This window comes from Brachybacterium sp. JB7 (assembly GCF_003335205.1).
GTDB lineage: Bacteria > Actinomycetota > Actinomycetes > Actinomycetales > Dermabacteraceae > Brachybacterium > Brachybacterium alimentarium.
On sequence record NZ_QPGN01000005.1, the window covers coordinates 235,948 to 261,417 of the forward strand.

Genomic DNA, 25,470 nt, shown 5'->3' on the forward strand with positions numbered 1-25,470 from the left:
GCACGCACGTCGGCCTGCTGGCCCGTGCTCCGGTCCTGCCGCAAATGTGAGCGTGGGACCCATCCGAACAGTCCGGATGGGTCCCACGCTCACATTTGGCGACCCGAGGGCGGCGAGCCGAGGGTGACGACAGCGACAGCGGCGACCCGAGGGCGGCGCCAGCGACAGCGGCGACCCGAGGATGCCAGCGGGCGACCCGAGGGCGGCGGCGTCCTGGTTGGTGCGGAGCGCCGCCGCGCATGCCGCACGGCTCAGACGCGGCCGCGGATCACAGCCTGCTTGACCTCGGCGATCGCCTTGGTGACCTGGATGCCGCGGGGGCAGGCCTCGGTGCAGTTGAAGGTGGTGCGGCAGCGCCACACGCCTTCCTTGGAGTTCAGGATCTCGAGGCGCTGCTCGCCGGCGTCATCACGCGAGTCGAAGATGAAACGGTGCGCGTTGACGATCGCGGCGGGGCCGAAGTACTGCCCGTCGGTCCAGAACACGGGGCACGAGGAGGTGCACGCCGCGCACAGGATGCACTTGGTGGTGTCGTCGAAGCGCTCGCGCTCCTCGGCGGACTGCAGACGCTCGCGGCTGGGCTCCTGGCCCTTGGCGACGAGGAACGGCATGACCTCGCGGTAGGAGTCGAAGAACGGCTCCATGTCCACGATGAGGTCCTTCTCGACCGGGAGGCCCTTGATCGGCTCGACCGTGATCGGCTTCTTGAGGTCGAGGTCCTTCAGCAGCGTCTTGCAGGCCAGGCGGTTGCGGCCGTTGATGCGCATCGCATCCGAGCCGCAGACGCCGTGCGCGCAGGAGCGACGGAAGGTGAGCGACCCGTCGAGGTGCCACTTGATCTCGTGCATCGCATCCAGCACACGGTCGGTGCCGTGCATGGTGATGGTGAAGTCCTCCCAGTGGGTGCCCTTGTCATCCTCCGGGTTGAAGCGCGCGATGCGCAGCGTGACCTCGAACGAGGGGATCGCCTCGACCCCTTCGTCGGCCTTCGGCTTCTCAGCGACGGCAGTCATCAGAACGTACGCTCCTTCGGCTCGTATCGGGTGATCACGACGGGCTTGGTGCCCAGCCGGACCGTGGTGCCCTCATCGCCCTGCTCGCCCTCGAGGGTGCGGTAGGCCATCGTGTGCGAGAGGTAGTTGACATCATCGCGGGTGTCGTAGTCCTCGCGGAAGTGGCCGCCGCGGGACTCCTTGCGGTTCAGCGCGCCGATCGTCACGATCTCGGCGAGGTCGAGCAGGAAGCCCAGCTCGACCGCCTCCATGAGGTCCAGGTTGTAGCGCTGGCCCTTGTCCTGGATCGCGACCGTCTCGTAGCGCTTCTTGAGGTCCGCGATGCCGGCGAGGGCGGCGCGGCAGGTCTCGTCGGTCCGGAACACCTGGACGTTGGCGTCCATGAGCTCCTGCAGATCGCGGCGGATGTCGGCGATGCGGTCCTCCGTCGCCGGACGGTCCCGCAGACGCTGCAGCAGCTCCACGGTCGGTGCCTCCAGGCCCTCGGGAAGCTCGGCGAGCTCGACCTCCTCGGCGTGCTTCGCGGCGGCGATGCCGGCGCGACGGCCGAAGACGTTGATGTCCAGCAGCGAGTTCGTGCCCAGGCGGTTGCCGCCGTGCACGGAGACGCACGCGGTCTCGCCCGCGGCGTACAGACCGGGGATCACATCGGTCTCGTTGCGCAGCACCTCGCCCTGGACGTTGGTCGGGATGCCGCCCATGCCGTAGTGCGCAGTCGGGAACACGGGCACGGGGTCGGTGTAGGGCTCCACGCCGAGGTAGGTGCGCGCGAACTCGGTGATGTCCGGAAGCTTCGCGTCGATGTGGGCGGGCTCGAGGTGGGTGAGGTCCAGGAGGACGTAGTCCTTCTTCGGGCCGCAGCCCCGGCCCTCGCGCACCTCATTGGCCATCGCACGGGCGACGACGTCACGGGGCGCGAGGTCCTTCAGCGTCGGCGCGTAGCGCTCCATGAAGCGCTCCATGTTGCTGTTGCGCAGGATCGCGCCCTCGCCCCGGGCGGCCTCCGAGAGGAGGATGCCCAGGCCTGCCAGGCCCGTCGGATGGAACTGGAAGAACTCCATGTCCTCGAGCGGGATGCCGCGGCGGAAGGCCATGGCCGGTCCGTCACCGGTGAGGGTGTGGGCGTTCGAGGTGGTCTTGAAGATCTTCCCGAAGCCGCCCGAGGCGAAGACGACCGACTTCGCACGGAAGATGTGCAGCTCACCGGTGGCGAGCTCGTAGGTCACCACGCCGGAGGCGCGGACGCCCTCGTCGGTGCGCGGGTCGCCCGTCATGAGGATGTCGAGCACGTAGTACTCGTTGAAGAACTCCACCTGCTGCTTCACGCAGTTCTGGTAGAGGGTCTGGAGGATCATGTGACCGGTGCGGTCCGCCGCATAGCAGGAGCGACGCACGGGGGCCTCGCCGTGCTCACGGGTATGGCCGCCGAAGCGACGCTGGTCGATGCGACCCTCGGGGGTGCGGTTGAACGGCAGGCCCATCTTCTCGAGGTCGAGCACCGCGTCGATGGCCTCCTTGGCCATGATCTCGGCGGCGTCCTGGTCGACCAGGTAGTCGCCGCCCTTGACGGTGTCGTACGTGTGCCACTCCCAGTTGTCGTCCTCGACATTGGCCAGGGCGGCGCACATGCCTCCCTGGGCGGCACCGGTGTGGGACCGCGTGGGGTACAGCTTCGTGACGACGGCGGTGCGGGCGTCCTTGGAGGATTCGAGCGCCGCGCGCATTCCGGCGCCACCGGCACCGATGATGACCACGTCGTAGTTATGGGTCTGCATGTCTGGTGACTGCTCCGTTTCGGGGTCGACCGGGAAGAACGATGTCGGGGGCCGGGCGGGCCGGCCCCCGGGGACGAGTTGTCAGCCTTCGCAGAGGGAGGGCAGCAGGCTGGGGTCGGCACCGACCGGGCACGGGTCGAAGGTGAAGATGACCAGGGTGCCGAGCACGATCGTCACGACGACCGCGAACAGCAGCAGGGACTTCAGGACCATCCGGACCGTGGGCTTGCGCGCGTAGTCGCTGATGATCGTGCGCACGCCGTTGCCGCCGTGGATGAGGCCGAGCCAGAGCATCAGCAGGTCCCAGACCTGCCAGAACGGGGAGGCCCACTTGCCGCCCACGAAGGCGAAGTCGATGCCCTTGACTCCTTCGCCGAGCCACAGGTTCACGAAGAGGTGACCGAAGACGAGGATCACGAGGAGGACACCGGAGACGCGCATGAACAGCCACGACATCATCTCGGTGTTGACGCCGTGCATGCCGGTGCGCCGGTAGCGGGTGGTGGGATCGGGGATCGAGGTGGTGGACTGTGCACTCATGATCAAGCTCCGAACATGTGCATGAGCTGGCGGGGAACGAAGCCGAGCATCAGGACGACCCAGAGCACGACGACGCCCCAGAACAGCTTCCGCTGGTGGGTGGTGCCCTTGGACCAGAAGTCCACGAGGATGATGCGAAGGCCGTTCAGGGCGTGGAACAGGATCGCGCCGACGAGACCGATCTCGCCGAGGCCGAAGACGATGGTCTTGTAGTGACCGATCACCTCGTTGTACGCCTCTGGAGAGACCCTGACCAGTGCGGTGTCGAGCACGTGCACGAGCAGGAACAGGAAGATGAGCATTCCCGAGATGCGGTGGGCGACCCAGGACCACATGCCCTCGCGACCGCGATAGAGCGTCCCGGATTGGGCTGATGCCACGGAAGATCCTCCAGAAGCGACGGATTGGCGCCGGGAGCGGGATGCGTCGCCGCTGTGGTGGGCGCGCGGGTCCCGGATGCGATCCGGACGACCTTCGCGGCGCTCCGGACGCCCTGCGGGCACCCGTTTCACGACACGGCGACATCATCATCGCCCCCGACAGGGGCGGAGCCAGCCTAGCACCATGACGTGCAGGTCCTGGGCATCTCGACGGGGTGGGGAAGCGTCCCCACCGGCCTGCGTCCAAGGGTGCGGCGGCACGGATACGCTGGGCACATGCCCCAGGCTCCCTTCGTTCCCGTGATCCCCGCTGGCGGTGCCGGAACCCGATTGTGGCCGCTCTCACGCCGGGGCCGGCCCAAGTTCCTGCTCGACCTCACCGGCAGCGGAGCCTCTCTCCTGCAGCAGACGGTCGCGCGCCTCGCCCCGCTCGCGGACCGGGCCCCGATCGTCGTCACCGGAGTGCCCCATGTCGCCGCGGTGCGGGAGCAGGTCGGCTCCGACGTGCAGATCCTGGCGGAGCCCTCGCCGCGCAACTCGATGCCCGCGATCGCGCTGGCGGCCGCGCTCGTGGAGCGTGACTCCCCGGACGCCGTCATCGGGTCCTTCGCGGCGGACCATCTCATCGGGGACGATGCGTCCTTCGCCCGAGCGGTCACCGCCGCCCGACATGCGGCCGAGCTCGGACATCTGGTGACGATCGGTATCCGACCCACTCATGCCGCGACCGGCTTCGGCTACATCGAGCGGGTGGTCGAGCGACACCTCGAGCGGGACGGCGAGAAGACGTCGGCCGACGGGGGAGCAGCGTCCGGCACGGCAGCGGCAGCAGGGCCGACGGGGACGGCTGCGGCGACGGAGACAGCGGCGGCGACGGGGACAGCTGCTGTGACGGGGACAGCTGCGGCGACGGAGACAGCAGCGACAGCCGAGGGCGAGCTGCGGGCCCTCGGCGCCGTACCCGTCTCGCGGTTCGTCGAGAAGCCTGACCGCGACAGGGCCGAGGCGTTCCTCGCGTCCGGCACGTTCTCCTGGAACGCGGGCATCTTCGTGGTGCGGGCCCGCGTGCTGCTCGATGAGCTGGCCGAGCAGATCCCCGGGATCGCCCACGGCGCGCGAGCGATCGCCGCCGCCCACGGCACGCAGGAGTACAGCTCGGTGCTCGCCGAGATCTGGCCGCGGCTGACCTCCATCGCGATCGACCATGCATTGGCCGAGCCGCTCGCCGCGGCCGGGAAGGTCGCCATGGTTCCCGGGGACTTCGACTGGGACGACGTCGGCGACTTCGCCGCCCTCGCCCGCCAGCTGCGGGAGCACCGGGGCAGCACCGGTGCCGGCTCGGCGGGTTCCGGTCGCTCTGACGGTTCTGTCTGCGCTGGTGGACCTGTCGGCGCTGACGGACCTGATGACTCTGATGGCTCTGATGTCCAGGTGTTGGGCGCCGCGACCGTCGATGCCCTCTCCTCCACAGCGACGGTGTACGGTTCCACCGATCGCCACATCGCCCTGGTCGGACTGCAGGGCATCAGCATCGTGGACACCGAGGACGCCCTGCTGGTGCTCGCCGACGAGCAGGCCCAGACCCTCGCTCGCATCGTGGCTCGCCTCGATGAGAACGGGCACGGCCACCTGCGCTGAGCACACCCGCGCGGCGGCTTCCGTGTGCGAGGGGACGTCCGCGCAGGAGCGTCGTGCGGCGACGCAGCGCGCGCAGCGGTGCTCCGGTCGCTGACAGCAGGGGCGCCTCGTGGCGAGGACGGCACAGACGAACAGGGAGTGGGCACGTGGAGCAGTCGCAGCAGGTTCTGCTGGGAACCCCGGAACAGCGCTCGATGCTGGGTCCGGAGGGCCTGATCGCACGCACCGTCGCGGAGAGGGCCGACGATCTGCGCGAGGTGCGGCGCCATCTCCACCGCCACCCCGAGCTCTCCCACGAGGAGCACGACACCACGGAGTTCGTCCTCGAACGGCTGCGCGACCTGGGTCTCGCTCCGCAGCGGATGGCCAGCACCGGCGCGATCTGCGACATCCCCGGCAGTGACCCGACCCTCGCGCCCATCGCCCTGCGGGCTGACATGGACGCACTCGGCATTCCCGAGCTCACCACCGTCTCCTATCGCTCGACCGTCGAGGGCGTCTCCCATGCCTGCGGGCACGACGTCCACATGAGCGCCGTGCTCGGGGCCGCCACCACACTGGTCCGCGTGGCGGACGCGGGAGCACTGCGACGGGGCGTGCGCCTGGTGTTCCAGCCGTCCGAGGAGATGCACCCCTGCGGCGCGCTGGACCTCATCGGCCAGGGCGTCCTGGACGGCGTGGACTCGATCCTCGCCCTGCACTGCGACCCCGGTGTGGACGTCGGCCACGTGGGTCTGAAGAGCGGCCCGATCACCTCGGCGACGGACCCGGTGAAGATCCAGGTGCGCGGCGCCGGCGGGCACACCTCCCGCCCGCACCTCACCCAGGATCTGGTCTACGCGCTCGGCTCCATCGTGACTCAGCTGCCGGCAGCCCTGACCCGGCGCATGGACCCCCGCTCCGGGGTGAACCTCACCTGGGGCAGCGTCCACGCCGGTTCTGCCTTCAACGCGATTCCCAGCAGCGGCACCCTCGAGGGCACTCTGCGCTGTCTGGACCACGACGCCTGGGACAAGGCCGAGGAGCTGCTCGAATCGGTGCTCGCCGATCTCGTACGCCCCTGGGGCATCGAGGCCCGCGTCACGCATGATCGCGGCGTGCCGCCCGTCTCCAACGCCGCCAGCAGCGTCGACGTGCTCTCCGCCGCGGTGACCAGCACGCTGGGACGGGAGTTCCTGGATCCGACCGCGCAGTCCCTGGGCGGCGAGGACTTCGCCTGGTATCTCGAGAAGGTGCCGGGCGCGCTGGCCCGGCTCGGGACGCGCACCCCGGGCGGGCGCACCTACGACCTCCACATGGGCGACCTGATGATCGACGAGCGGGCCATCGGCATCGGGGCCTCGGTGCTCGCGAGCGCCTGCGTGCAGCGCGACCTGCTCCCGGTCTGACCGGCGGCCCCTCCGCCGGTCGCCGAGGGCCTCGTCCGCGTCGATTGCATAACGGTTCATCCGCCGCGCCCACCTCCGGCGCCAGGAGGGCTCCTGCGCGACTAGGGTCCGATTCGGAACGCGACAGAGCTGTCGCCCGATACCCCTCGGTGCCCGATCGGCCCGACTCTCCAGCGGAGGAACCCTCATGAAGAGCTTCACGCGTGCGCTCGCCCTCACCGGGGCAGGCGTCCTCACCCTGGCCGCCTGCGGCACGGCCCCCGACGAGGGCGGCAGCGGATCCAGCGACGCCGGCGGCGCCGGCAGCGACTACAAGGCCTGCATGGTCTCCGACGCGGGCGGCTGGGACGACAAGTCCTTCAACGAGTCCAGCCACGACGGTCTGCTCGCCGCCGAGAAGAACCTCGGGATCGAGAAGGCCGAGGCCGAGTCCTCGAGCGACTCCGACTTCGCCCCGAACATCAACAACATGGTCACCGAGGGCTGCGACCTCATCGTGACCGTCGGCTTCCTGCTGGCCCCTGCCACCGGCGCCGCCGGCGAGGCCAACCAGGACACCGACTTCGCGATCGTCGACTCCACCGCGCAGGACGCGGACGGCAGCCCGATCACGCTGGACAACGTCAAGCCCATCGAGTTCAACACCGCCGAGGCCGCGTTCCTCGCCGGCTACCTCGCCGCGGGCATGTCCGAGACCGGGAAGGTCGCCACCTACGGCGGCATGAACATCCCCACCGTCACCATCTTCATGGACGGCTACGCCGACGGTGTCGCGTACTACAACGAGACCAAGGACGCCGACGTGCAGGTGCTCGGCTGGAACAAGGACACGCAGGAGGGCTCGATCGTGGGCACCTTCGACGACCAGTCCAAGGGCAAGGCCGTCTCCGACGAGTTCTACAACGCGGGCGCGGACATCATCATGCCCGTCGCCGGCCCGGTCGGTGCCGGCACCCTCGCCTCCGCGAAGGAGGGCGAGGACCGCTCGGTGATCTGGGTCGACGCCGATGGCTACGAGACCAATGCGAGCGATGAGGATGCCCAGAGCGTCATCATGACCTCCGTGATGAAGGAGATGGGCACCGCCGTCGAGGACGTCATCAGCGTCTCCGCCGACGGCGAGTTCGACGCGACCCCGTACGTCGGCACCCTCGAGAACGGCGGCGTCGGCCTGGCCCCGTTCCACGACTTCGAGGACGACGTCCCCGAGGAGCTCTCCACCGAGCTCGACACCCTCAAGCAGGACATCATCGACGGCACGGTGACCGTCGAGTCGAAGGCCTCCCCGAAGGAAGCCTGATCCGCTGGACGAGGCGGTCCCGACCCTGACCGGGCCGGGACCGCCTCCTCCTGACCGCCGGCCCGATGATCTCGGCCGCCGCTGACGGAAGCGAGAACTGTGAAGCTCGAACTGCGTGGGATCACGAAGACCTTCGGGGCCTTCGTGGCCAACGATGCCATCGACCTGGTCGTCGAACCCGGTGAGATCCACTCCCTGCTGGGGGAGAACGGTGCCGGCAAGTCGACCCTGATGAACGTCCTGTACGGGCTGTACCGCCCCGACGGCGGCGAGATCGTCCTGGATGACGTGCCCGTCTCCTTCTCCGACCCCGGGGATGCGATGGCAGCCGGCATCGGCATGGTCCACCAGCACTTCATGCTCGTGCCCGTCTTCACCGTGGCGGAGAACGTGGTCCTCGGCCACGAGCCCACCAAGGGGGGCCTGCTCGACCTCGCGGCCGCGAGGAAGCTGGTGCGGGAGATCTCCGCCCGCTTCGGGTTCGAGCTCGATCCGGATGCGCTCGTGGAGAACCTCCCGGTCGGTGCCCAGCAGCGGGTCGAGATCATCAAGGCGCTCAGCCGCCGTGCCGAGGTGCTCGTGCTGGATGAGCCCACCGCCGTGCTCACGCCCCACGAGACCGACGAGCTGATGACGATCATGCGCCAGCTGCGCGACGAGGGCACCTCGATCGTGTTCATCACGCACAAGCTGCGTGAGGTCAAGGCCGTCTCCGATCGGATCACCGTGATCCGCCGCGGCCGGGTGGTCGGCGAGGCCGATCCGTCGGCCGACCAGGCCGAGCTCGCCTCCCTCATGGTGGGCAGGCAGGTCTCCCTCGCCCAGGACAAGGCCCCCGCGGCGCCCGGGGACATCGCCCTCGAGGTGAGCGACCTGCAGGTCACCGACGAGGCCGGGATGCGCACGCTGGACGGCGTCTCCTTCGAGGTGCACCACGGCGAGGTGCTCGCGATCGCGGGCGTCCAGGGCAACGGGCAGACCGAGCTCAGCGAAGCGCTGCTGGGTCTGCAGGAGACGGTGCACGGCTCCGCGCTGCTGGAGGGGCGGGAGCTCGTCGGCCGCAGCACCAAGCAGATCCTCGACGCCGGCATCGGCTTCGTGCCCGAGGACCGCACCCACGACGCCCTCGTCGCCGACTTCTCCGTCGCCGAGAACCTCGTGCTGGACCAGCACGACCGGGCGCCCTTCGGGTCCGCGCTCGCGATGAGCAGGAGAGCGGTGCAGCAGAACGCGGACACGCTCATCCCGGAGTTCGACGTGCGCACGGGATCCTCCGCCGCGGCCGTCTCCACGCTCTCCGGCGGCAACCAGCAGAAGGTGGTGATGGCCCGCGCCCTGAACCGCGAGCTGGCCCTCCTGATCGCCTCCCAGCCCACCCGCGGAGTCGACGTGGGCTCCATCGAGTTCCTCCACCGTCGGATCCTCGACGAGCGCGACAAGGGCACACCCGTGATCATCGTGTCCACCGAGCTGGACGAGGTCACCCAGCTGGCCGACCGAATCGCGGTGATGTACCGCGGCCAGATCCTCGGCATCGTCCCGGGCGACGAGGACCGCGACGTGCTCGGCCTGATGATGGCCGGATACACCGCCGAGGCCGCCCGCGAGGCCGTCGCCTCCGGTGCGCGCACCACCGACTCGCAGCTCGCCGACGAAGGAGAGATCGTATGACCGCCGTCGCCGATCCCGAGAACAGCGGGTCCGCCCCGGGCGTGGGGGCCGGGGGCGCCGACACCCCGCCCCCGCCCGAGCAGCAGGCCGAGAACCGCCTGAGCCGGACGCTCCAGAAGATCGCGCGCGGTGACACCCTCGTCGTGGTGATGAGCTTCGTGTTCGCGTTCATCGTGGGCTCCGTGCTCATCGTCATCTCCGACGACGAGGTCCGCGAGACGCTCGGCTACTTCTTCGCCCGGCCCTCCGACGCCTTCACCGCGATCTGGCAGTCCGTGAGCCAGGCCTACGAGGCCATGTTCCGCGGCGCCGTGTTCGACGGGCCCGGGTTCTCCCGCGTCGCCCAGGACCTCCGCGAGGCCGGCGGGTCCGGCACCTACGTGCTGCTGCCGGCGCTCGCCGCAGGCCTGCGCCCCCTGACCGAGACCCTCACCGTCGCGACCCCGCTGATCATCGCGGCCGCCGGCATGGCGGTCAGCTTCCGTGCCGGACTGTTCAACATCGGCGGCACCGGCCAGCTGATCGTGGGCTCCATGGCCGCCGGCTACATCGGCTTCTCCTGGAACCTCCCGATCGTCGTGCACCTGCTGGTCGCCCTCCTCGCCGGCCTGCTCGCCGGCGCCGTCTGGGGCGGCTTCGCGGGCTTCCTCAAGGCGCGCTTCGGCGCCAACGAGGTGATCAGCACGATCATGCTGAACTGGATCGCGACCTATCTGCTGTTCTTCGCGCTGAAGACCGCCGCCTTCACCGGCGCGAACCAGTCCCAGCCCACCTCACCCTCCGTCGCCGACACCGCGGTGCTGCCGCACCTGCTGGGATCGGGCTTCCGTCTGCACGCCGGCCTGATCCTCGCCGCCGGTTCGGCCGTCTTCCTGTGGTGGCTCATGAGCCGCTCGACCCTCGGCTTCCAGTTCCGCGCCGTCGGCTCCAACCCGCGTGCGGCCCAGGTCGCCGGCATCTCCCCGGCCCGCACGTCGTTCCTGGTGCTCGCCGTGGCCGGTGCGCTCGTGGGGCTCGCCGGAGCCGTCCACGTGCTCGGGACCGAGAAGCGGCTCACCGAGGGCGTCGCCGGAAGCATCGGCTTCGACGCCATCACGGTCGCCCTGCTGGGTCGCTCGGGTCCGGTGGGCATCGTGCTCGCCGGCCTGCTCTTCGCCGGCCTGTCCACGGGCGGCCGCTTCATGGAGACGAACCAGGGGGTGCCGCTCGACCTGGTGCAGGTCATCCAGGTGCTCGTGGTGCTGTTCATCGCGGCCCCGCCGCTCGTGCGCACGCTGATCGGCCTGCGCCGCATCGATCATCCCGGCGCCGGTGCGCGCGTGCGTCGTGCGAAGGCCGCCTCGTCCCGCGGCGTCGGCTCCGTCTCCGCCCCGGTCGGTGCCACGGGGGTCGCAGGCGGTGCCTCGACCGGCGCGTCGACCGCTGGCGGTGAGGGCGGATCAGGGAAGGCCGGGCCTCCGTCGGCCGACGACGATCCCTCCGCTGCGCGTGCTCCCGATCCCGCACCGCCCGCTGCGCCCGATCCAGACCTCGACCCGGAGACGCCGGGGCCCGCCGAGGGCGAGAACCCCGCCGGAGAGAAGGGAGAGACCCGATGAGCACCGCTCCCGCCGTCGTCAAGGACGACTCCGAGGTCACCCGGACCATCGACGACATCCGCCCGGACAGCTGGTGGCACATCCCGGCCACCACGACCGTGCTCGGCCTGCTCGCCCTGGTGCTGTTCGGCCTGCGGGGCATCCCCGGCGCCGACTCCGTCTACGCCCTGGCCCGCGAGGGCGACCTGAACCCCTTCGGCATCGTGCCCGAGAGCATCACGGTGCCCTCGATGGCCGCTTCGATCGTGCTGTCGGTCCTCGCGCTCCTCGCCTCGGGCGCTCTGTGGGCGCTGCAGGCTCGGGTCGCCCGGCCGTCGGCGCGCGTGCGCGTCACGCTCATCGTCGTCTTCGCCGTCGCCTGGGTCCTGGCCTTCATGACCTGGGTGATCTCCGAGCGCACCCTCGGGGTGGCGACGCTGCTCCAGGGCACCCTCGCGCTCGCCGTGCCGCTCGCCTTCGGCGCCCTCTCGGGCGTCCTGTCGGAACGCGCCGGCGTCATCAACATCGCCATCGAGGGCCAGCTGCTCTTCGGCGCGTTCGGGGCGGCCCTGGTCGGCTCGATCGCTGGGAGCGTCTGGGTGGGGCTGCTCGCGGCACCGGTCATGGCACTCGTGATGGGCGCGATGCTGGCCCTGTTCGCCGTCGGCTACCGGGTCCAGCAGATCATCGTCGGCGTGGTCCTGAACGTGCTGGCCATCGGCATCACGTCGTTCTTCTTCGGCACCGTGATGCGGGACAACCCCGGGCGGTTCAACTCCCCGCTGCGGCTGCCCACGCTGCGCATCCCCGTGCTCGCGGACATCCCCGTGATCGGCCGGGTCCTGTTCGAGCAGAACATCCTCGTCTACCTGATGTGGATCGTGGTCGCCGGACTCACCGTGGCCCTGTTCCGGACCCGCTGGGGCCTGCGCGTGCGCGCCGTCGGCGAGCACCCCCGCGCGGCCGACACCGTGGGCATCGCCGTGAACCGCACCCGCTGGATCAACGTGATGCTGGGCTCGGCGGTGGCGGGCCTCGGCGGCGCCACCCTGACCATCGGCACCGGAGTCGCCTTCGGCGAGGAGATGAGCGCAGGCAAGGGATATATCGCCCTGGCGGCGATGATCCTGGGCCGCTACCACCCGATCGGGGCGCTGCTCGCCGCCCTCACCTTCGCCTTCGCGGACTCCCTGCAGCTGCGCCTGGGCACGATGACCGCGGCGGAGGGCGGGGTCGCCATCCCCGGCGACTTCCTGCTGATGCTGCCGTACGTGGTGGCCCTGTTCGCCGTCGCCGGCGTGGTGGGCCGGGTGCGGGTCCCCGCGGCCGACGGCGTCCCCTACGTCAAGCAGTGAGAGCATCGACCCCATGAGCACCCCCGACCCCACAGCCGGCACGCTCGCCCACCGGGGCACCGCCCCGGGCACGGAGCCCGACGGGAACGACGCCTTCGCCGAGCTGCTCGCTGCGGCGCGCGCGATCGCCGAGCACGCCTACGCCCCGTACTCGCACTTCCGGGTCGGGGCCGCGGCGCTGACCGACGACGGCCGCCTCGTGCGCGGATGCAACGTGGAGAACGCCGGCTACGGCGTCACCCTCTGCGCCGAATGCGGCCTGATCAGCGAGCTCGTCGCCACCGGCGGCGGGCGCCTCGCCCGCTTCGTGTGCGTGGGCGGGGACGAGCATCTCCCCGGCGACGCGCGCGAGGTCGTGATGCCCTGCGGGCGCTGCCGGCAGCTGCTGTCCGAGCACGCCGCCGACGATCTCGTGATCCTCACCCCGGAGGGCCCGCGGTCCATGGAGCAGGTTCTGCCCCAGGCCTTCGGCCCCGCCGATCTGCGAGCCTGACCACCCCGTGCGGCGACCGCCGCGCACGATGCCCGCCGCCCACGACACCCGACGACACGACACCCGACGACACGACACCCGACGACACGACACCCGACGACACGACGCCCCCACCAGCCCAGGAGCTCTCCCATGACGTCCGCCCCCGACGACACCACCCCGCCGACCTCGGCCGTCGAGCCCTTCGACGTCGTCGACGTCATCCGCACCAAGCGGGACGGCCAGCGCCTCGCCGATGACCAGATCGACTGGGTGATCGACGCCTACACTCGCGGCATCGTCGCCGAACAGCAGATGGCGGCCCTCGCGATGGCCATCTTCCTGCGCGGGATGGAACGTCCCGAGATCGCCCGCTGGACCCACGCGATGATCGACAGCGGCGAACGGATGGACTTCCAGGCGCTGTCCAAGCCCACCACCGACAAGCACTCCACGGGCGGCGTGGGGGACAAGATCACCCTGCCGCTCGCCCCGCTGGTGGCGAGCTACGGGGTGGCCGTGCCCCAGCTGTCCGGCCGAGGGCTGGGACACACCGGCGGCACCCTCGACAAGCTCGAGGCGATCCCCGGCTGGCGCGCCGACCTCACCAACGCCGAGATGATGGCCCAGCTCGAGAACTCCGGCGCCGTGATCTGCGCGGCCGGATCGGGCCTCGCCCCGGCGGACAAGAAGCTCTACGCGCTGCGCGACATCACCGGCACCGTCGAGGCGATCCCGCTGATCGCCAGCTCGATCATGTCCAAGAAGATCGCCGAGGGCACCGCCGCGCTCACCCTGGACGTCAAGACCGGGGCCGGCGCCTTCATGAAGGACGAGGCCGACGCCCGCGAGCTCGCCCGCACCATGGTCGAGCTCGGAACGGACGCCGGTGTGCATACCGTCGCCCTGCTCACGGACATGTCCGCTCCGCTCGGCCGCACCGCCGGCAACGGCCTCGAGGTGCGTGAGTCCCTCGAGGTGCTCGCCGGCGGCGGACCGGCGGACATCGTGGAACTCACCTGCGCGCTGGCACGGGAGATGCTCGAGGCGGCCGGGGTGCACGACCCCGACGTCGAGGCCGCCCTCGCCGACGGACGGGCGATGGATTCGTGGCGCGCGATGATCTCCGCCCAGGGCGGCGACGTCGACGCCCCGCTGCCCGTCGCGAAGCACGTCGAGGAGTTCCGCGCCGCCGAGGACGGCGTGGTCACCGGACTGGATGCGATGGGTGTGGGCGTGGCCGCCTGGCGGCTCGGCGCCGGACGCTCCCGCCCGGGCGAGGCCGTGCAGGCCGCCGCCGGTGTGGAGATCGAGGCGCACATCGGCGACGAGGTGAGGGCCGGGGACGTGCTGGCCCGCCTGCACACCGATACGCCGGAACGGATGCCTCGCGCGCTCGAGTCGATCGCGGGATCCTGGACCCTCGCGACGCCCGGCGTCGCGGCACCTGAGCGCCGGATCGTGATGGATCGGATCGCCTGACCCGCCGACGCCTGCCTGACCCGCCGGCGCCTGCCGGCCGCGCCGGTGCGGGTGCCCGTGCCGGTGCGGGCAACCGTGCAGGCACCGGCACCGACCGCCGGGGAGGAGGTCAGCGGTCCCGGAGAGCGGGGAGGATGTGCTGCACCATCAGCGGTGCGAGGCGCGCGCCGCTGCCCGGGTCCGCGACCCGCACCCAGCGGTGGTCCTCCAGCTCGGCGAGCACGTCGAGCGGTTCGGGCACCGTCGCGCGGCACACGAACACCGCCGAGCGCACCAGCGTGTTCGGCTCGTTCGCGGCGACCGCCTCGAAGTCACCGAGCGGCTCGAGGTCGCTCGGGTCCAGCTGGAGGCCGATCTCCTCGGCGACCTCGCGCACCGCCGCCTCCGCTGCGGTCTCGCCGGGCTCGAGCTTGCCGCCCACCTGCATGTAGGAGCCGGTGCCGCGCTTGCGCACGGCCAGCACCTCCTCGCCCTCGGGGCCACGGCGCAGGAAGCACACGGCGGTGATTCGGAGCAGGTCGGGCTCCTGCGGGCCGAAGCGGTGCGAGGCCTCCGCCTCGGTGAGGGCGGTCAGCTGTCGGAGCCGGTCGATCCCGGCCCGCAGGCCCTCGGGGCGCATCCCCGCACGGATCCACCTCTCGAGGTCGCTGCGCTGGTCCCGCGCCAGGCCCCAGCCGCGTCGCAGCAGCGTGAGCGGGGGCTTGCGATGCTGGCGCAGGTCCCGGAGCAGCCGCAGGGCGAACACGACCGGGGTGGGCCGGTGCAGGACGATCGCGTCAGCCAGCAGTCCGGTGGCGGCGAGCGGGGCGATCAGCTCGGCCGCGAAGATGCCCTCCGCGATGATCAGCGGCGCGTCCCCGGTCAGCAGACGCGCGGTCCCGATGCGACGTGAGGCAGAGATGGAGTACTCAGGCACCTCGGCGGAGCCGTCGTGCGCGAGGGAGGTGAGCGCCTCGAGGGCGGCGCCGGCGTTCCAGGACGCCGGATCATCCCAATCCACGATGCCGAAGCGCCGAGGGAGACCCGGATCGTCGTGGTCCCGGTAGAACTCGTCGAGTCCGAGCACGGGCAGGCCCGCCCGGTGGGACATGAGCCCTTTGCCGCTCCCCGAGGGACCGGCGAGCAGGACGATGCGGCGTGGGGGACGGGCCGGGGCGGAGGCTGTGGTCACGACCGTCCAGTCTAGGCGCTCGAGCGCGCGCGTCGCTCGGATCCCGTGGGGCGGGCGACGCTCCGAAGGTGCGTCCGAGGCGCCTCCCGGATCAGGCGAGCGTGGGAGGATCTGTCCATGACGACTCTCGACCGCGACCAGCTCGCCGCCCTCATCGACCACACCCTGCTGAAGCCCGAGGCCACCCGGACGGATGTCACCGCGCTGCTGCGCGAGGCCGAGGAGCTCGGCACCTATTCCGTATGCGTCTCGCCCTCGATGCTGCCGGCGGAGACGACTGTGAAGGTCGCGACCGTCTGCGGGTTCCCCTCCGGCCAGCACGCCCCCTCGCTCAAGGCCGCCGAGGCCGCCGACTCGGTGTCCAAGGGCGCCGACGAGGTCGACATGGTCCTCAACGTCGGGCTCGCTCGCGCCGGGGAGTTCGCCGCGGTCGAGGACGAGATCCGGGCCGTGCGCGAGGCGGCACCGTCGCCCGTCGTGCTCAAGGTGATCATCGAGTCCGCTGCGCTCGAGGACGAGCAGATCGTCGGCGTGTGCGAGGCGGCCGAGCGCGCGGGCGCGGACTTCGTGAAGACCTCCACGGGGTTCCACCCTGCCGGCGGTGCGAGCGAGCACGCGGTGCGGCTGATGCGCGCCACCGTCGGCGACCGCCTGGGCGTGAAGGCCTCCGGCGGCATCCGCACCCGGGAGGCCGCCGAGGCGATGGTCGCCGCGGGCGCGAGCCGTCTGGGCCTGTCGTCCTCGAGAGCCATCCTCGACGGCGGCACCGGCTCCGGGTACTGATCCCGGAACGGGGAGTCCGGAACACCGAGTCCCCGGCGCCGCCGGGGACTCAGGCCTGTCCGAGGGCCGCCCGCAGCTCGTCCTTCAGCTGCGCCAGGCGCTCGTCGGAGCGCTCGCGCAGGTCGGACATCGCGGTCGGATCCGTTCCCGCGGGAACGGATCCGACGACTTCGAGGTAGCACTTCAGCTTCGGCTCGGTCCCCGAAGGGCGCACCACCACGCGCGTGTCGTCGGCGCTGAGCAGCAGCAGCCCTTCGGTGGGCGGGAGCCCGGTCGTGGCGACGGAGCCCTCCGAGAGATCCTGGAACGTCACGACGTCGGAGCCGAGCAGTCGCGCGGGAGGGGCCGAGCGCAGCTGCTGCATCATCGCGGGGATGAGGGAGAGGTCCTCCACCCGGATCGAGAGCTGGGAGGTCCCGAACAGGCCGTGCTCCGCGGCGAGCTCGTCGAGCCGTCCGATCAGGGTGCGGCCCTCGGCCTTGGCGAGCGCCGCCAGCTCCGCGACCATCAGGGCGGCGGAGAGGCCGTCCTTGTCGCGCACCACCTCGGGCAGCACGCAGTAGCCGATCGCCTCCTCGTAGCCGAACACGAGGTCGGGGGCGCGGGCGATCCACTTGAAGCCCGTCAGCGTGGTGGGGGAGTCCACACCGGCCGCCTCGGCGACGCGACCCAGCCAGCGGCTGGAGACGATCGACCGGGCGAAGCCGCCGCGATAGCCGTGCCGGTGCAGCAGGTGATCTCCCAGCAGCACCCCCAGCTCGTCACCGGTGAGCATCCGCCAGTCGCCCCGATGGGGGTCGAGCACAGCGGCGGCGCAGCGGTCGGCGTCAGGATCATTGGCGATCACCACGTCGGCCTCGACCGTGCGGGCCAGCTCGAGGGCCAGATCGATCGCGCCGGGCTCCTCGGGGTTGGGGAAGGCGACCGTCGGGAAGTCGGGGTCCGGATCGGCCTGCTTCGCCACGGTGTGCACCTCGGCGAAGCCGGTGCGGTGCAGGGCCGCGAGCGCCGTCTCGGTGCCCACCCCGTGCAGCGCGGTGTGCACGATCCGTACGTCGCGGGGCCCGTCGGCGTGCGGAAGTGCGCAGATCGCGGCGAGATAGTCCTCGCGCAGGGAGTCGCCGAGCAGCGTCCACCCGGACTCCGCGACGGGGATCTCCCGGGCAGGGCCGACGGCGGTGATGCGGTCGGCGATCCGGCCGTCCGAGGGCGGCACGATCTGCACGCCCTGTCCCTCCGGGCTCGCGGCCCGGCCACCGAGGTAGACCTTGTAGCCGTTGTCGGCCGGCGGGTTGTGGGAGGCCGTGACCACGATCCCTGCGTCGGCCCCGAGATGCCGCACGGCGAAGGCCACCAGCGGCGTGGGGCCGTGCCGGTCCAGCAGCTGCACACGGCATCCGGCGGCCGTCATGATCGCCGCGGAGCGCTGTGCGAAGTCCTGGGAGCGGTAACGGGCGTCGTATCCGATCACGACCAGCGGGTCCTCGAGGCCGAGATCGCCCAGCAGGTGGTCGGCGAGGCCGCGGGCGGCGCGGGAGACGACCGCGAGGTTCATCCGGTGCGGGCCGGGGCCCATGCGACCTCGCAGACCGGCCGTGCCGAACTCGAGGTCGCCCGAGAAGGCGTCGGCGATCTCCTCGAGCGCCGACTGCCCGCCGGCGCCCGCCTGCTCGAGCAGGGAGGTGAGCGCGTCACGGGTCGCGGGATCCGGGTCCTCCGCGATCCAGGCCTCGGCGCTCCCGCGCAGGGCCGGATCCACCGGGTCTCCGGCGGCCGGCGCGGTGGACCCGCCCGTGGTCATCATGCCCGCTCCGCGGGGGTCGCCCGACCTGCCTGGTCGGTGAGGCGACGCACCGTCTCGGCGAGGAGCGACGAGATGCGCGGTCCAGCGTCGCGGCCGGCCTCGAGGACCTCCTCGTGGCTGAGGGCCTGGGCGCTGATCCCCGCGGCGAGGTTGGTCACCAGCGAGATGCCCAGCACGTCCATCCCGGCCTCGCGGGCGGCGATCGCCTCGAGCGCGGTGGACATGCCCACCAGGTGCGCTCCCATGATCCGGGCCATCTGCACCTCGGCGGGCGTCTCGTACGTGGGGCCGCTGAACTGCATGTAGACGCCCTCGTCGAGGCTCGGGTCGACCTCTCGGGCGAGGTCCCGCAGAGCCGGGGTGTACAGGCCGGTGAGGTCCACGAAGTTCGCCCCCTGCAGCGGCGTGGCACCGGTGAAGTTGATCTGGTCGCTGATCAGCACGGGAGTGCCGGGCGTCCAGGACGGGTCGATCCCGCCGCAGCCGTTGGTCAGCACCATGGTGCGGGCGCCGGCGGCCGCTGCGGTGCGCACACCGTGCACGACCGCGTCGACGCCGGCTCCTTCGTAGTAGTGGGTGCGGGCGCCGAGCACGAGCGCGCGAGCCCCGGTGGCCTCGATGCGGACGGAGCGCAGGGTGCCCACGTGGCCGGCGACGGCCGACGGACGGAAGCCGGGGATCGAGGAGGCGTCGGCCTGCCACACCGTCTCGCCGAGCAGGTCCGCGGCGCCGGCCCAGCCGGAGCCGAGCACCAGGGCGATGTCATGGGCGGGGACCGAGCTGGCCTCGGCGATCGCGGCGGCGGCGTCGCGGGCGAGCTGGTACGGGTCAGGTGCGGTTTCGGTCATGGACCGAAGGTAACGTAGCGAGCGGCCCGCGGACGACGGATAGGGGCCGGGCCGGGTCACGACGTGGTCTCACCCGCACGCGGCGCCGCAGGGGGCGATCCGCCAGCGCCCGGCCGGGCATCCCGTCTCCTGTCGGCACGGCGCGTCGGCGCCCCCTCGACGGCCTGTCAGCGCCCTCGCGACGGTCCGACGGTGTCCTCTCTCGAGGGTCGGTCAGCGTCCTCTCGACAGTCCGGGGCCTCCGGGCTCCCGTTCCCCGCCACGGTCGAGCGGGGTGAGCCACAATGGAGGAGTGACCGATCCCAGCACTGCCCTTCCGTCGGACCCTCATCGAGTCCCCCGCGCTGGGGACCGCCCCAGGGTCGTGATCATCGGCGGAGGCCCGGGCGGCTACGAGGCCGCGCTCACCGCCGCCCGCCACGGTGCCGAGACGGTGCTGGTCGAGGACCGGGGGATCGGCGGCGCCGCCGTGCTCACCGACGTCGTGCCCTCCAAGACCCTCATCGCCACTGCGGACGTGCTGGACCAGGTGGCCTCCTCCCATGAGCTCGGGATTCGGGATGCCGACGACGGCTCCGCCCCGGGCGCCGGAGCGCTGAACGTGGATCTCGCCGCCGTCAACCAGCGCGTCCAGCGCCTGGCCGCCGCGCAGTCCGCGGACATCCGTGCGAGCCTCGAGAAGGAGGGCGTGACGGTGCTCGAGGGGCACGGCCGTCTGCGCGGTCCCTCCGAGGTCGAGGTGCTGGCCGCGGACGGCACCGACGCCGCCGCGAGCACCGTGCTCGCGACCGACGTGGTGCTGCTCGCCGTGGGGGCCCGGCCCCGTGAGCTCGACTCCGCCCCCAGCGACGGCGAGAGGATCCTGAACTGGACCCAGCTGTATGCGCTCGAGAGCCTGCCGGAGCATCTCATCGTGGTGGGCTCGGGCGTGACCGGGGCCGAGTTCGCGAGCGCCTATCGGGCGCTGGGCAGCGAGGTCACCCTGGTCTCCTCGCGCGAGAAGGTGCTGCCCGGCACCGACGTCGACGCGGCAGACGTGCTCCAGGACGCCTTCGCCCGTCGCGGCGTGACCGTCAGCTCCCTCTCGCGCGCCGCCACGGCGCGCCGCACCGAGGACGGCGTGATCGTCACCCTCACCTCGGGCGAGGAGATCGCCGGCAGCCACGTGCTGATGGCCCTCGGCGGCATCCCATGGACGGACGGCCTGGGCCTTGCCGAGGCCGGCGTGCGCGTGAAGGACTCGGGTCACATCGAGACCGACCGGGTCTCGCGCACCTCGGTGCGCGGCGTCTACGCGGCGGGCGACTGCACCGGGGTCCATCCGCTGGCCTCGGTGGCAGCGATGCAGGGCCGCATCGCCATGCACCATGCCCTGGGCGATGCGGTCTCCCCACTGATCTCGACCCAGGTCGCCTCCGCGATCTTCACCAGCCCGGAGATCGCGGCGGTGGGCGTGAGCGAGCAGGACGTGGCGGACGGCGTGATCTCCGGCGAGGTGCTCGTGCTCGGCCTGGACACCAACCCGCGCGCCAAGATGCAGGGCATCTCCGAGGGCTTCGTGAAGCTCATCGTGCGCTCCGGCTCGCACACCGTGATGGGCGCCGTGGTGGTGGCGCCGCGGGCCAGCGAGCTGATCCTGCCCTACACGCTGGCGGTCGCCCACCGGCTCACCGCGGAGCAGGTCGCCGGGACGTTCACGGTGTATCCGTCCCTCACCGGCTCCCTGGCGGAGGTGGCGCGGAGGGCGACGGCCACTGCCACGGACTGACGGGAGCCCCGCAGGGGCCGCCGACGGCAGCGCCGACGACGACAGCAGGGGCCCCGACCGCGACGGTCGGAGCCCCTGGCTGCGCTTCTCCTGACGGAGGTCCGGGATCAGTCCTCGATCGTGCAGAGGACGGCACCGGCGGAGACCGTCGCACCGATCTCGGCGGACAGTCCCTTGACCACTCCGGAGCGGTGCGCGGTGATCGGCTGCTCCATCTTCATCGCTTCGAGCACCACGAGCAGGTCGCCGTCGGCGACGCTCTGGCCCTCCTCGGCGACGATCTTCACGATGGTGCCCTGCATGGGAGCGGCGACCGAGTTGCCGTTCGCCGCGGCATCGCCGACGCCCTTGTGCTGACGCTTGCGACGCGAGCGCACAGCGGCCTGCGGGGCCCGCAGCGAGGCGGGGAGGCTGATCTCGACCCGGCGACCGTCGACCTCGACCACGACGGCCTCGCGGTCCTCGGGCTCCTCGGGCTGAGCCGGCAGCGGAGCGGCGGGCAGATCGTTGTCGAACTCGGTCTCGATCCACCGGGTGTGGACGCTGAAGGCCTCCTCCGGATCCGCCGGGGCGAAGGCCGCGTCCTCGACCACCGCACGATGGAACGGGATGACCGTCGGGATTCCCTCGACACGGAACTCCGCGAGCGCCCGGCGGGAGCGCTCGAGGGCCTCCTGGCGGGTGGCGCCGGTGACGATCAGCTTGGCGAGCATCGAGTCGAAGGCGCCGGAGATCTCGTCCCCCGCGCGCACGCCGGAGTCGACGCGCACTCCCGGACCCGAGGGCACGTCGTAGCGGTCGATGCGGCCGGGGGCGGGCATGAAGCCACGGCCCGGATCCTCGCCGTTGATGCGGAACTCGAAGGAGTGGCCGCGCGGCTCGGGATCCTCGGTGCTGATGGTCTCGCCAGCGGCGATGCGCAGCTGCTCGCGCACCAGGTCCATCCCCGCGACCTCCTCGGTGATGGTGTGCTCGACCTGGAGGCGAGTGTTCACCTCGAGGAAGGAGATGGTGCCGTCGATCCCGACGAGGAACTCGCAGGTGCCGGCGCCCACGTAGCCGGCTTCGCGGAGGATCGCCTTGGAGGAGGAGACCAGCTGGGCGTTCTGCTGGGACGTGAGGAACGGCGCGGGCGCCTCCTCGACGAGCTTCTGGTGACGACGCTGCAGCGAGCAGTCGCGGGTGGAGACCACCTGCACGTTGCCGTGGACGTCCGCCAGGCACTGGGTCTCGACGTGCCGGGGGGAGTCGAGGTAGCGCTCCACGAAGCACTCGCCGCGGCCGAAGGCGGCCGTGGCCTCGCGCACCGCCGAGTCGAACAGCTCGCGCACCTCCGACTCCTCGCGAGCGACCTTCAGCCCGCGGCCGCCGCCGCCGAACGCTGCCTTGATCGCGATCGGGAGGCCGTTGGCACGGGCGAAGTCGACCACCTCGTCCGAGTTCTGGACCGGGTCCTTGGTGCCTGCCACCAGTGGGGCGCCGGCCTTCTGCGCGATGTGGCGGGCCGAGACCTTGTCGCCGAGCTTCTCGATGGCGGACGGGGGCGGACCGATCCAGGTGAGCCCGGCGTCGATGACGGCCTGGGCGAAGTCGGAACGCTCCGAGAGGAAGCCGTAGCCGGGGTGGATCGCATCGGCGCCGGAGCGCTGGGCGATGTCGAGGATCTTGTCGACGACCAGGTATGAGCTGGCCGCGGTGGTGCCGCCGAGCGCGTAGGCCTCATCGGCGATCTGCGTGTGCAGGGCGTCGCGGTCCGGGTCGGCGTAGACGGCCACCGAACGGAGCCCGGCATCCCGGCAGGCCCGTGCGATCCGCACCGCGATCTCTCCACGGTTGGCGATCAGCACCGTGGACAGCGGGCGGGGCTTGGAGGAGCGTGCGGGCATGGGGGAGGGTTCCTTCCGGGAGTCAGCAGAGGCCGAGTCTAGTACTGCGGGAGCTCAGTGGGATGCAGGGGCCGACGAGCCACCAGTGGAGTCGTCGTGCTCCTCAGGGGGCAGTGCGACTTCCCACAGCTCGTGGATGCCGAGACCGATCTCGCCGAGCAGCCCGCGCAGCAGCGGCAGCGAGAGGCCGATCACCGCATGGGGGTCGCCGTTCACCCCGTCGATGAAGGGTCCGGCGTAGCCGTCGAGCGTGAACCCGCCGGCGACGCCGAGCGGTTCGCCGGTCGCGACATAGGCGTCGATCTCCTCGTCGCTCAGCTGCGCGAACGTGACCTCGCAGCTCGCGGTGGCGCCGAGCGTGGCCCCGGTCCCGCCGTCCTCCTCGTCGCGGTCGTCGACCAGCCAGTGCCCGGAGTGCAGGACGCCGGTGCGGCCGCGCATGGCGCGCCAGCGGGCGGTGGCTCGCTCGACGGTGTGCGGCTTGCCGATCAGCTCGCCGTCCAGCTCGAGCATCGAGTCGCCGCCGAGCACGACGTAGCCGCCCTCGCTGCGGGAGGTCGCGGCCAGAGCCTTCTCGCGGGCGAGCAGGAGCACCTGATCGGCGGGGGAGAGGGCTGCGTCGGGCTCTCCGGAGGCGGCTGCGCGCTCGTGCGCCGCGGCGAGGATCGCCTCCTCGTCCAGATCGACCGGGAGGATGCTGTGCTCGATGCGTGCTGCGCGCAGCGTCGCGCGACGACCGGCGGAGGCCGACGCGAGCAGGAGCAGCGGGTCGTGCTCCTCCGCCGAGGGGGAGGGGCCGGCGGTGGCGGCGCCCGGGTCTGCGGCGGCGGTCTGCGGGGTCATGACAGGGCTCCTTCGAGAACGGACAGCGGCAGGCTTCCCAGCTCGAGTGCCCGGCGGTGGAACTCGCGCACCTGCTGGGCGGAGTCGGTGGTGCCAGCGGTTGTGCTGGTGGCGCTGCTAGTGCTGGTGCTGGCGGATCCGGCTGACGGGGCGGTGGCGCGTGCGCGCAGCTGCTCCCAGACCCGCTGGCCGATCTTGTAGGACGGCGCCTGCCCGGGCCATCCCAGGTAGCGATGCAGCTCGAAGCGCTGCTCCGCCTCGGTCACGCCCCAGTGCTCGCTCATGAAGTCCCAGGCCTTGGCGACGCTCCAGGCCCCGCCCGCGGAGCCCTCGATGCCCTCGGGCATCGGCAGGCCCACGTGCAGACCGATGTCGAGCACGACCCTCCCGGCCCGGAGGCGCTGGGCATCGAGCATGCCGAGGCGGTCGCCGTCGTCCTCGAGGTGCCCCAGCTGGTCCATGAGCCGTTCGGCGTACAGCGCCCAGCCCTCGCCGTGGCCGGAGACCCAGCACATCAGGGCGCGCCAGCGGTTCAGGGTGCTCGCCTGCAGGGTCTGGGTGCCCACCTGCAGGTGATGCCCCGGAACGCCCTCGTGGTAGACGGTCGTGGTCTCCAGCCAGGTGTGGAACTCGGTGGTCCCGGCGGGCACGTCCCACCACATCCGCCCGGGTCGGGTGAGGTCCTCGCTGGGGCCGGTGTAGTAGATGCCGCCGGAACCCGTCTGCGCGATCCGGCACTCGAGCTGGTGCAGCGGTGCGGGGATGTCGAAATGGGTGCCCGCGAGCTCCGTGATCGCCCGGTCGCTGAGCTGCTGCATCCAGGTGCGCAGCGCTTCGGTGCCGTGGAGCACCCGGGAGGGATCGCTGTTCAGCGCGGCCTTGGCGGCGGTGACCGAGCTCCCGCCGCCGGTGCCGTGGTGCTCGTTGATCCGTCGTGCGACCGTCTCCTGCTCCGCGACGATCGCGCGCAGCTCCTCGATGCCCCAGGCGTAGGTCTCCTCGAGATCGATCTCGGTGCCCAGGAAGGTGCGGGAGGCCAGCTGGTAGGCCTCCCGGCCCACGGCGTCGGCCTCCGGGGCACGGTCCGCGAGGGACTCGAGCACGTCCGCGATCTCCCGATACCCCTCGGCTGCGGCGCGGGCGGCCTCGGTGAGCCGGGTGCGCTGGGCATCGTCCCCGAGACCCTGGGCTGCGAAGCCCGCGAAGAAGCCGTCCCGGGCGGCGAATCCGCGGGCCTGCTCCGCACCCAGCAGCAGCTGCCGCCGCGCGGAGACCACGCCGTGGTCGGCCGCCTCCCGCAGGGACTGCGCCCAGGTGGACAGCGAGTGCGGCATGGCGGCCAGGCGCTCGGCGATCACCTGCCAGTCCTCAGCGGTCTCGGCGGGCATCTGGTCGAGCACGTCGCGGGACTGCAGCGGCGAGGCGAGGTTGTTGACCATCGCGATGTCCAGTCGCTGCTCGGCGCGCTCGATCTCCAGGCCCAGACGCTCGGTGAGCGCCGCCCGGGTCACGGCATCGGCCGCGTCCTGATCGGGGACCTCGGCGATCGCGGAGAGCAGCGTGCGGGCGGCGTCGGTGCGCTCGCCGACCGCATCGGGGGAGTAGTCGGTGACCAGTGCGTCGTATCCCGGGGCCCCCAGCTCGGTGGCGAGGAACGGATCCAGGCGCACGCTGAGATCGACGTACTCGTCCGCGAGGCGGTCGAGGGCCGACGGGGCACGGCCGGGGGCGGCGGAGGGTGTCACGGGCATGGCGGCGAGTCTAGTGCGGCGGGGC

20 protein-coding genes are annotated in these 25,470 nt (G+C 71.6%); 10 read left to right on the forward strand and 10 right to left on the reverse strand.

Going from position 1 to position 25,470, the window contains the following annotated elements:
- Positions 1–251: 251 nt before the first annotated feature.
- The 4 genes from CIK81_RS08830 to sdhC all read right to left on the reverse strand — a co-directional run bounded on the left by CIK81_RS08830 (position 252) and on the right by sdhC (position 3,708).
- Positions 252–1,013 (reverse strand): succinate dehydrogenase iron-sulfur subunit, encoded by a 762-nt coding sequence (locus CIK81_RS08830; protein ID WP_096163412.1) that lies wholly within the window; start codon positions 1,011–1,013, stop codon positions 252–254.
- Positions 1,013–2,788, reverse strand: a complete 1,776-nt coding sequence (gene sdhA / locus CIK81_RS08835) for a succinate dehydrogenase flavoprotein subunit (RefSeq protein WP_096163413.1) — start codon at positions 2,786–2,788, stop codon at positions 1,013–1,015. The genes CIK81_RS08830 and sdhA overlap by 1 nt, the downstream gene beginning before the upstream one ends.
- 81 nt (positions 2,789–2,869) lie before the next feature.
- Positions 2,870–3,328, reverse strand: coding sequence for a succinate dehydrogenase, hydrophobic membrane anchor protein (sdhD, locus tag CIK81_RS08840; RefSeq protein WP_096163414.1), 459 nt, complete (start codon positions 3,326–3,328; stop codon positions 2,870–2,872).
- 2 nt (positions 3,329–3,330) lie between these two features.
- Positions 3,331–3,708 carry a succinate dehydrogenase, cytochrome b556 subunit gene (sdhC, locus tag CIK81_RS08845; protein ID WP_096163415.1) on the reverse strand — a complete coding sequence of 126 codons (378 nt, stop codon included), beginning with the start codon at positions 3,706–3,708 and terminating at the stop codon, positions 3,331–3,333.
- Between the two features lie 276 nt (positions 3,709–3,984).
- Here sdhC and CIK81_RS08850 point away from each other — a divergent pair, with 276 nt between their 5' ends.
- From CIK81_RS08850 to CIK81_RS08885, 8 genes are all read left to right on the forward strand, one after another.
- Positions 3,985–5,346, forward strand: a complete 1,362-nt coding sequence (locus CIK81_RS08850) for a mannose-1-phosphate guanylyltransferase (RefSeq protein ID WP_096197134.1) — start codon at positions 3,985–3,987, stop codon at positions 5,344–5,346.
- A 146-nt stretch (positions 5,347–5,492) separates the two neighbouring features.
- Positions 5,493–6,734 (forward strand): M20 family metallopeptidase, encoded by a 1,242-nt coding sequence (locus CIK81_RS08855; protein WP_096163417.1) that lies wholly within the window; start codon positions 5,493–5,495, stop codon positions 6,732–6,734.
- Positions 6,735–6,921: 187 nt separating this feature from the next.
- Positions 6,922–8,034, forward strand: a complete 1,113-nt coding sequence (locus tag CIK81_RS08860) for a BMP family protein (protein ID WP_096163418.1) — start codon at positions 6,922–6,924, stop codon at positions 8,032–8,034.
- A gap of 99 nt (positions 8,035–8,133) precedes the next feature.
- On the forward strand, positions 8,134–9,705 hold the full coding sequence (locus CIK81_RS08865) for an ABC transporter ATP-binding protein (protein ID WP_096163419.1): 1,572 nt from the start codon (positions 8,134–8,136) through the stop codon (positions 9,703–9,705).
- Positions 9,702–11,303, forward strand: a complete 1,602-nt coding sequence (locus CIK81_RS08870) for an ABC transporter permease (RefSeq protein ID WP_096163420.1) — start codon at positions 9,702–9,704, stop codon at positions 11,301–11,303. Before CIK81_RS08865 ends, CIK81_RS08870 begins: the two co-directional genes overlap by 4 nt.
- Positions 11,300–12,637, forward strand: coding sequence for an ABC transporter permease (locus CIK81_RS08875; RefSeq protein ID WP_096163421.1), 1,338 nt, complete (start codon positions 11,300–11,302; stop codon positions 12,635–12,637). The genes CIK81_RS08870 and CIK81_RS08875 overlap by 4 nt, the downstream gene beginning before the upstream one ends.
- Positions 12,638–12,650: 13 nt before the next feature.
- Positions 12,651–13,130 carry a cytidine deaminase gene (locus tag CIK81_RS08880; RefSeq protein WP_096163422.1) on the forward strand — a complete coding sequence of 160 codons (480 nt, stop codon included), beginning with the start codon at positions 12,651–12,653 and terminating at the stop codon, positions 13,128–13,130.
- A gap of 132 nt (positions 13,131–13,262) precedes the next feature.
- Entirely contained in the window at positions 13,263–14,591 is a 1,329-nt protein-coding gene (locus tag CIK81_RS08885; RefSeq protein ID WP_096163423.1) for a thymidine phosphorylase, read from the forward strand.
- A 109-nt stretch (positions 14,592–14,700) separates the two neighbouring features.
- Here the strand turns inward: CIK81_RS08885 and CIK81_RS08890 are convergent, their stop codons facing one another.
- Complete coding sequence (locus tag CIK81_RS08890) at positions 14,701–15,762, reverse strand: NUDIX domain-containing protein (RefSeq protein WP_241964086.1); 1,062 nt, start codon at positions 15,760–15,762, stop codon at positions 14,701–14,703.
- Positions 15,763–15,879: 117 nt separating this feature from the next.
- On the opposite strand from CIK81_RS08890, the gene deoC reads away from it, so the two are divergent.
- Complete coding sequence (deoC, locus tag CIK81_RS08895; protein ID WP_096163425.1) at positions 15,880–16,545, forward strand: deoxyribose-phosphate aldolase; 666 nt, start codon at positions 15,880–15,882, stop codon at positions 16,543–16,545.
- Positions 16,546–16,594: 49 nt separating this feature from the next.
- Here deoC and CIK81_RS08900 read toward each other — a convergent pair whose 3' ends face one another.
- The gene (locus tag CIK81_RS08900; RefSeq protein ID WP_241964087.1) at positions 16,595–18,349 is read right to left on the reverse strand and encodes a phospho-sugar mutase; all 1,755 of its coding nucleotides are present in this window, start codon (positions 18,347–18,349) and stop codon (positions 16,595–16,597) included.
- Positions 18,346–19,197 carry a purine-nucleoside phosphorylase gene (locus CIK81_RS08905; protein WP_096163426.1) on the reverse strand — a complete coding sequence of 284 codons (852 nt, stop codon included), beginning with the start codon at positions 19,195–19,197 and terminating at the stop codon, positions 18,346–18,348. The genes CIK81_RS08900 and CIK81_RS08905 overlap by 4 nt, the downstream gene beginning before the upstream one ends.
- Positions 19,198–19,489: 292 nt before the next feature.
- Between CIK81_RS08905 and CIK81_RS08910 the strand changes: the two genes are divergently transcribed.
- Positions 19,490–20,965: an NAD(P)H-quinone dehydrogenase gene (locus CIK81_RS08910; protein WP_096163427.1), complete on the forward strand. Its 1,476-nt coding sequence runs from the start codon at positions 19,490–19,492 to the stop codon at positions 20,963–20,965.
- Between the two features lie 107 nt (positions 20,966–21,072).
- On the opposite strand, the gene CIK81_RS08915 is transcribed toward CIK81_RS08910, so the two are convergent.
- The 3 genes from CIK81_RS08915 to CIK81_RS08925 are packed head-to-tail and all read right to left on the reverse strand — an operon-like array spanning position 21,073 to position 25,445.
- Complete coding sequence (locus CIK81_RS08915) at positions 21,073–22,851, reverse strand: biotin carboxylase N-terminal domain-containing protein (protein ID WP_096197137.1); 1,779 nt, start codon at positions 22,849–22,851, stop codon at positions 21,073–21,075.
- A 54-nt stretch (positions 22,852–22,905) separates the two neighbouring features.
- Entirely contained in the window at positions 22,906–23,694 is a 789-nt protein-coding gene (locus CIK81_RS08920) for a nucleoside triphosphate pyrophosphatase (RefSeq protein WP_096163429.1), read from the reverse strand.
- Positions 23,691–25,445, reverse strand: a complete 1,755-nt coding sequence (locus CIK81_RS08925) for a DUF885 domain-containing protein (RefSeq protein ID WP_096163430.1) — start codon at positions 25,443–25,445, stop codon at positions 23,691–23,693. Before CIK81_RS08925 ends, CIK81_RS08920 begins: the two co-directional genes overlap by 4 nt.
- Positions 25,446–25,470: the final 25 nt, after the last annotated feature.

What these genes read in the sequence shown, in the direction of transcription:
- CIK81_RS08870 (WP_096163420.1), top strand. Translation starts at nt 9,702, where the DNA reads ATGACCGCCGTCGCCGATCCCGAGAACAGCGGGTCCGCCCCGGGCGTG.
- deoC (WP_096163425.1), top strand. Translation starts at nt 15,880, where the DNA reads ATGACGACTCTCGACCGCGACCAGCTCGCCGCCCTCATCGACCACACC.
- CIK81_RS08905 (WP_096163426.1), bottom strand. Translation starts at nt 19,197, where the DNA reads ATGACCGAAACCGCACCTGACCCGTACCAGCTCGCCCGCGACGCCGCC.
- CIK81_RS08915 (WP_096197137.1), bottom strand. Translation starts at nt 22,851, where the DNA reads ATGCCCGCACGCTCCTCCAAGCCCCGCCCGCTGTCCACGGTGCTGATC.
- sdhD (WP_096163414.1), bottom strand. Translation starts at nt 3,328, where the DNA reads ATGAGTGCACAGTCCACCACCTCGATCCCCGATCCCACCACCCGCTAC.
- CIK81_RS08830 (WP_096163412.1), bottom strand. Translation starts at nt 1,013, where the DNA reads ATGACTGCCGTCGCTGAGAAGCCGAAGGCCGACGAAGGGGTCGAGGCG.
- CIK81_RS08850 (WP_096197134.1), top strand. Translation starts at nt 3,985, where the DNA reads ATGCCCCAGGCTCCCTTCGTTCCCGTGATCCCCGCTGGCGGTGCCGGA.
- sdhA (WP_096163413.1), bottom strand. Translation starts at nt 2,788, where the DNA reads ATGCAGACCCATAACTACGACGTGGTCATCATCGGTGCCGGTGGCGCC.
- CIK81_RS08920 (WP_096163429.1), bottom strand. Translation starts at nt 23,694, where the DNA reads ATGACCCCGCAGACCGCCGCCGCAGACCCGGGCGCCGCCACCGCCGGC.
- CIK81_RS08880 (WP_096163422.1), top strand. Translation starts at nt 12,651, where the DNA reads ATGAGCACCCCCGACCCCACAGCCGGCACGCTCGCCCACCGGGGCACC.
- CIK81_RS08900 (WP_241964087.1), bottom strand. Translation starts at nt 18,349, where the DNA reads ATGATGACCACGGGCGGGTCCACCGCGCCGGCCGCCGGAGACCCGGTG.
- CIK81_RS08885 (WP_096163423.1), top strand. Translation starts at nt 13,263, where the DNA reads ATGACGTCCGCCCCCGACGACACCACCCCGCCGACCTCGGCCGTCGAG.
- CIK81_RS08860 (WP_096163418.1), top strand. Translation starts at nt 6,922, where the DNA reads ATGAAGAGCTTCACGCGTGCGCTCGCCCTCACCGGGGCAGGCGTCCTC.
- CIK81_RS08875 (WP_096163421.1), top strand. Translation starts at nt 11,300, where the DNA reads ATGAGCACCGCTCCCGCCGTCGTCAAGGACGACTCCGAGGTCACCCGG.
- CIK81_RS08925 (WP_096163430.1), bottom strand. Translation starts at nt 25,445, where the DNA reads ATGCCCGTGACACCCTCCGCCGCCCCCGGCCGTGCCCCGTCGGCCCTC.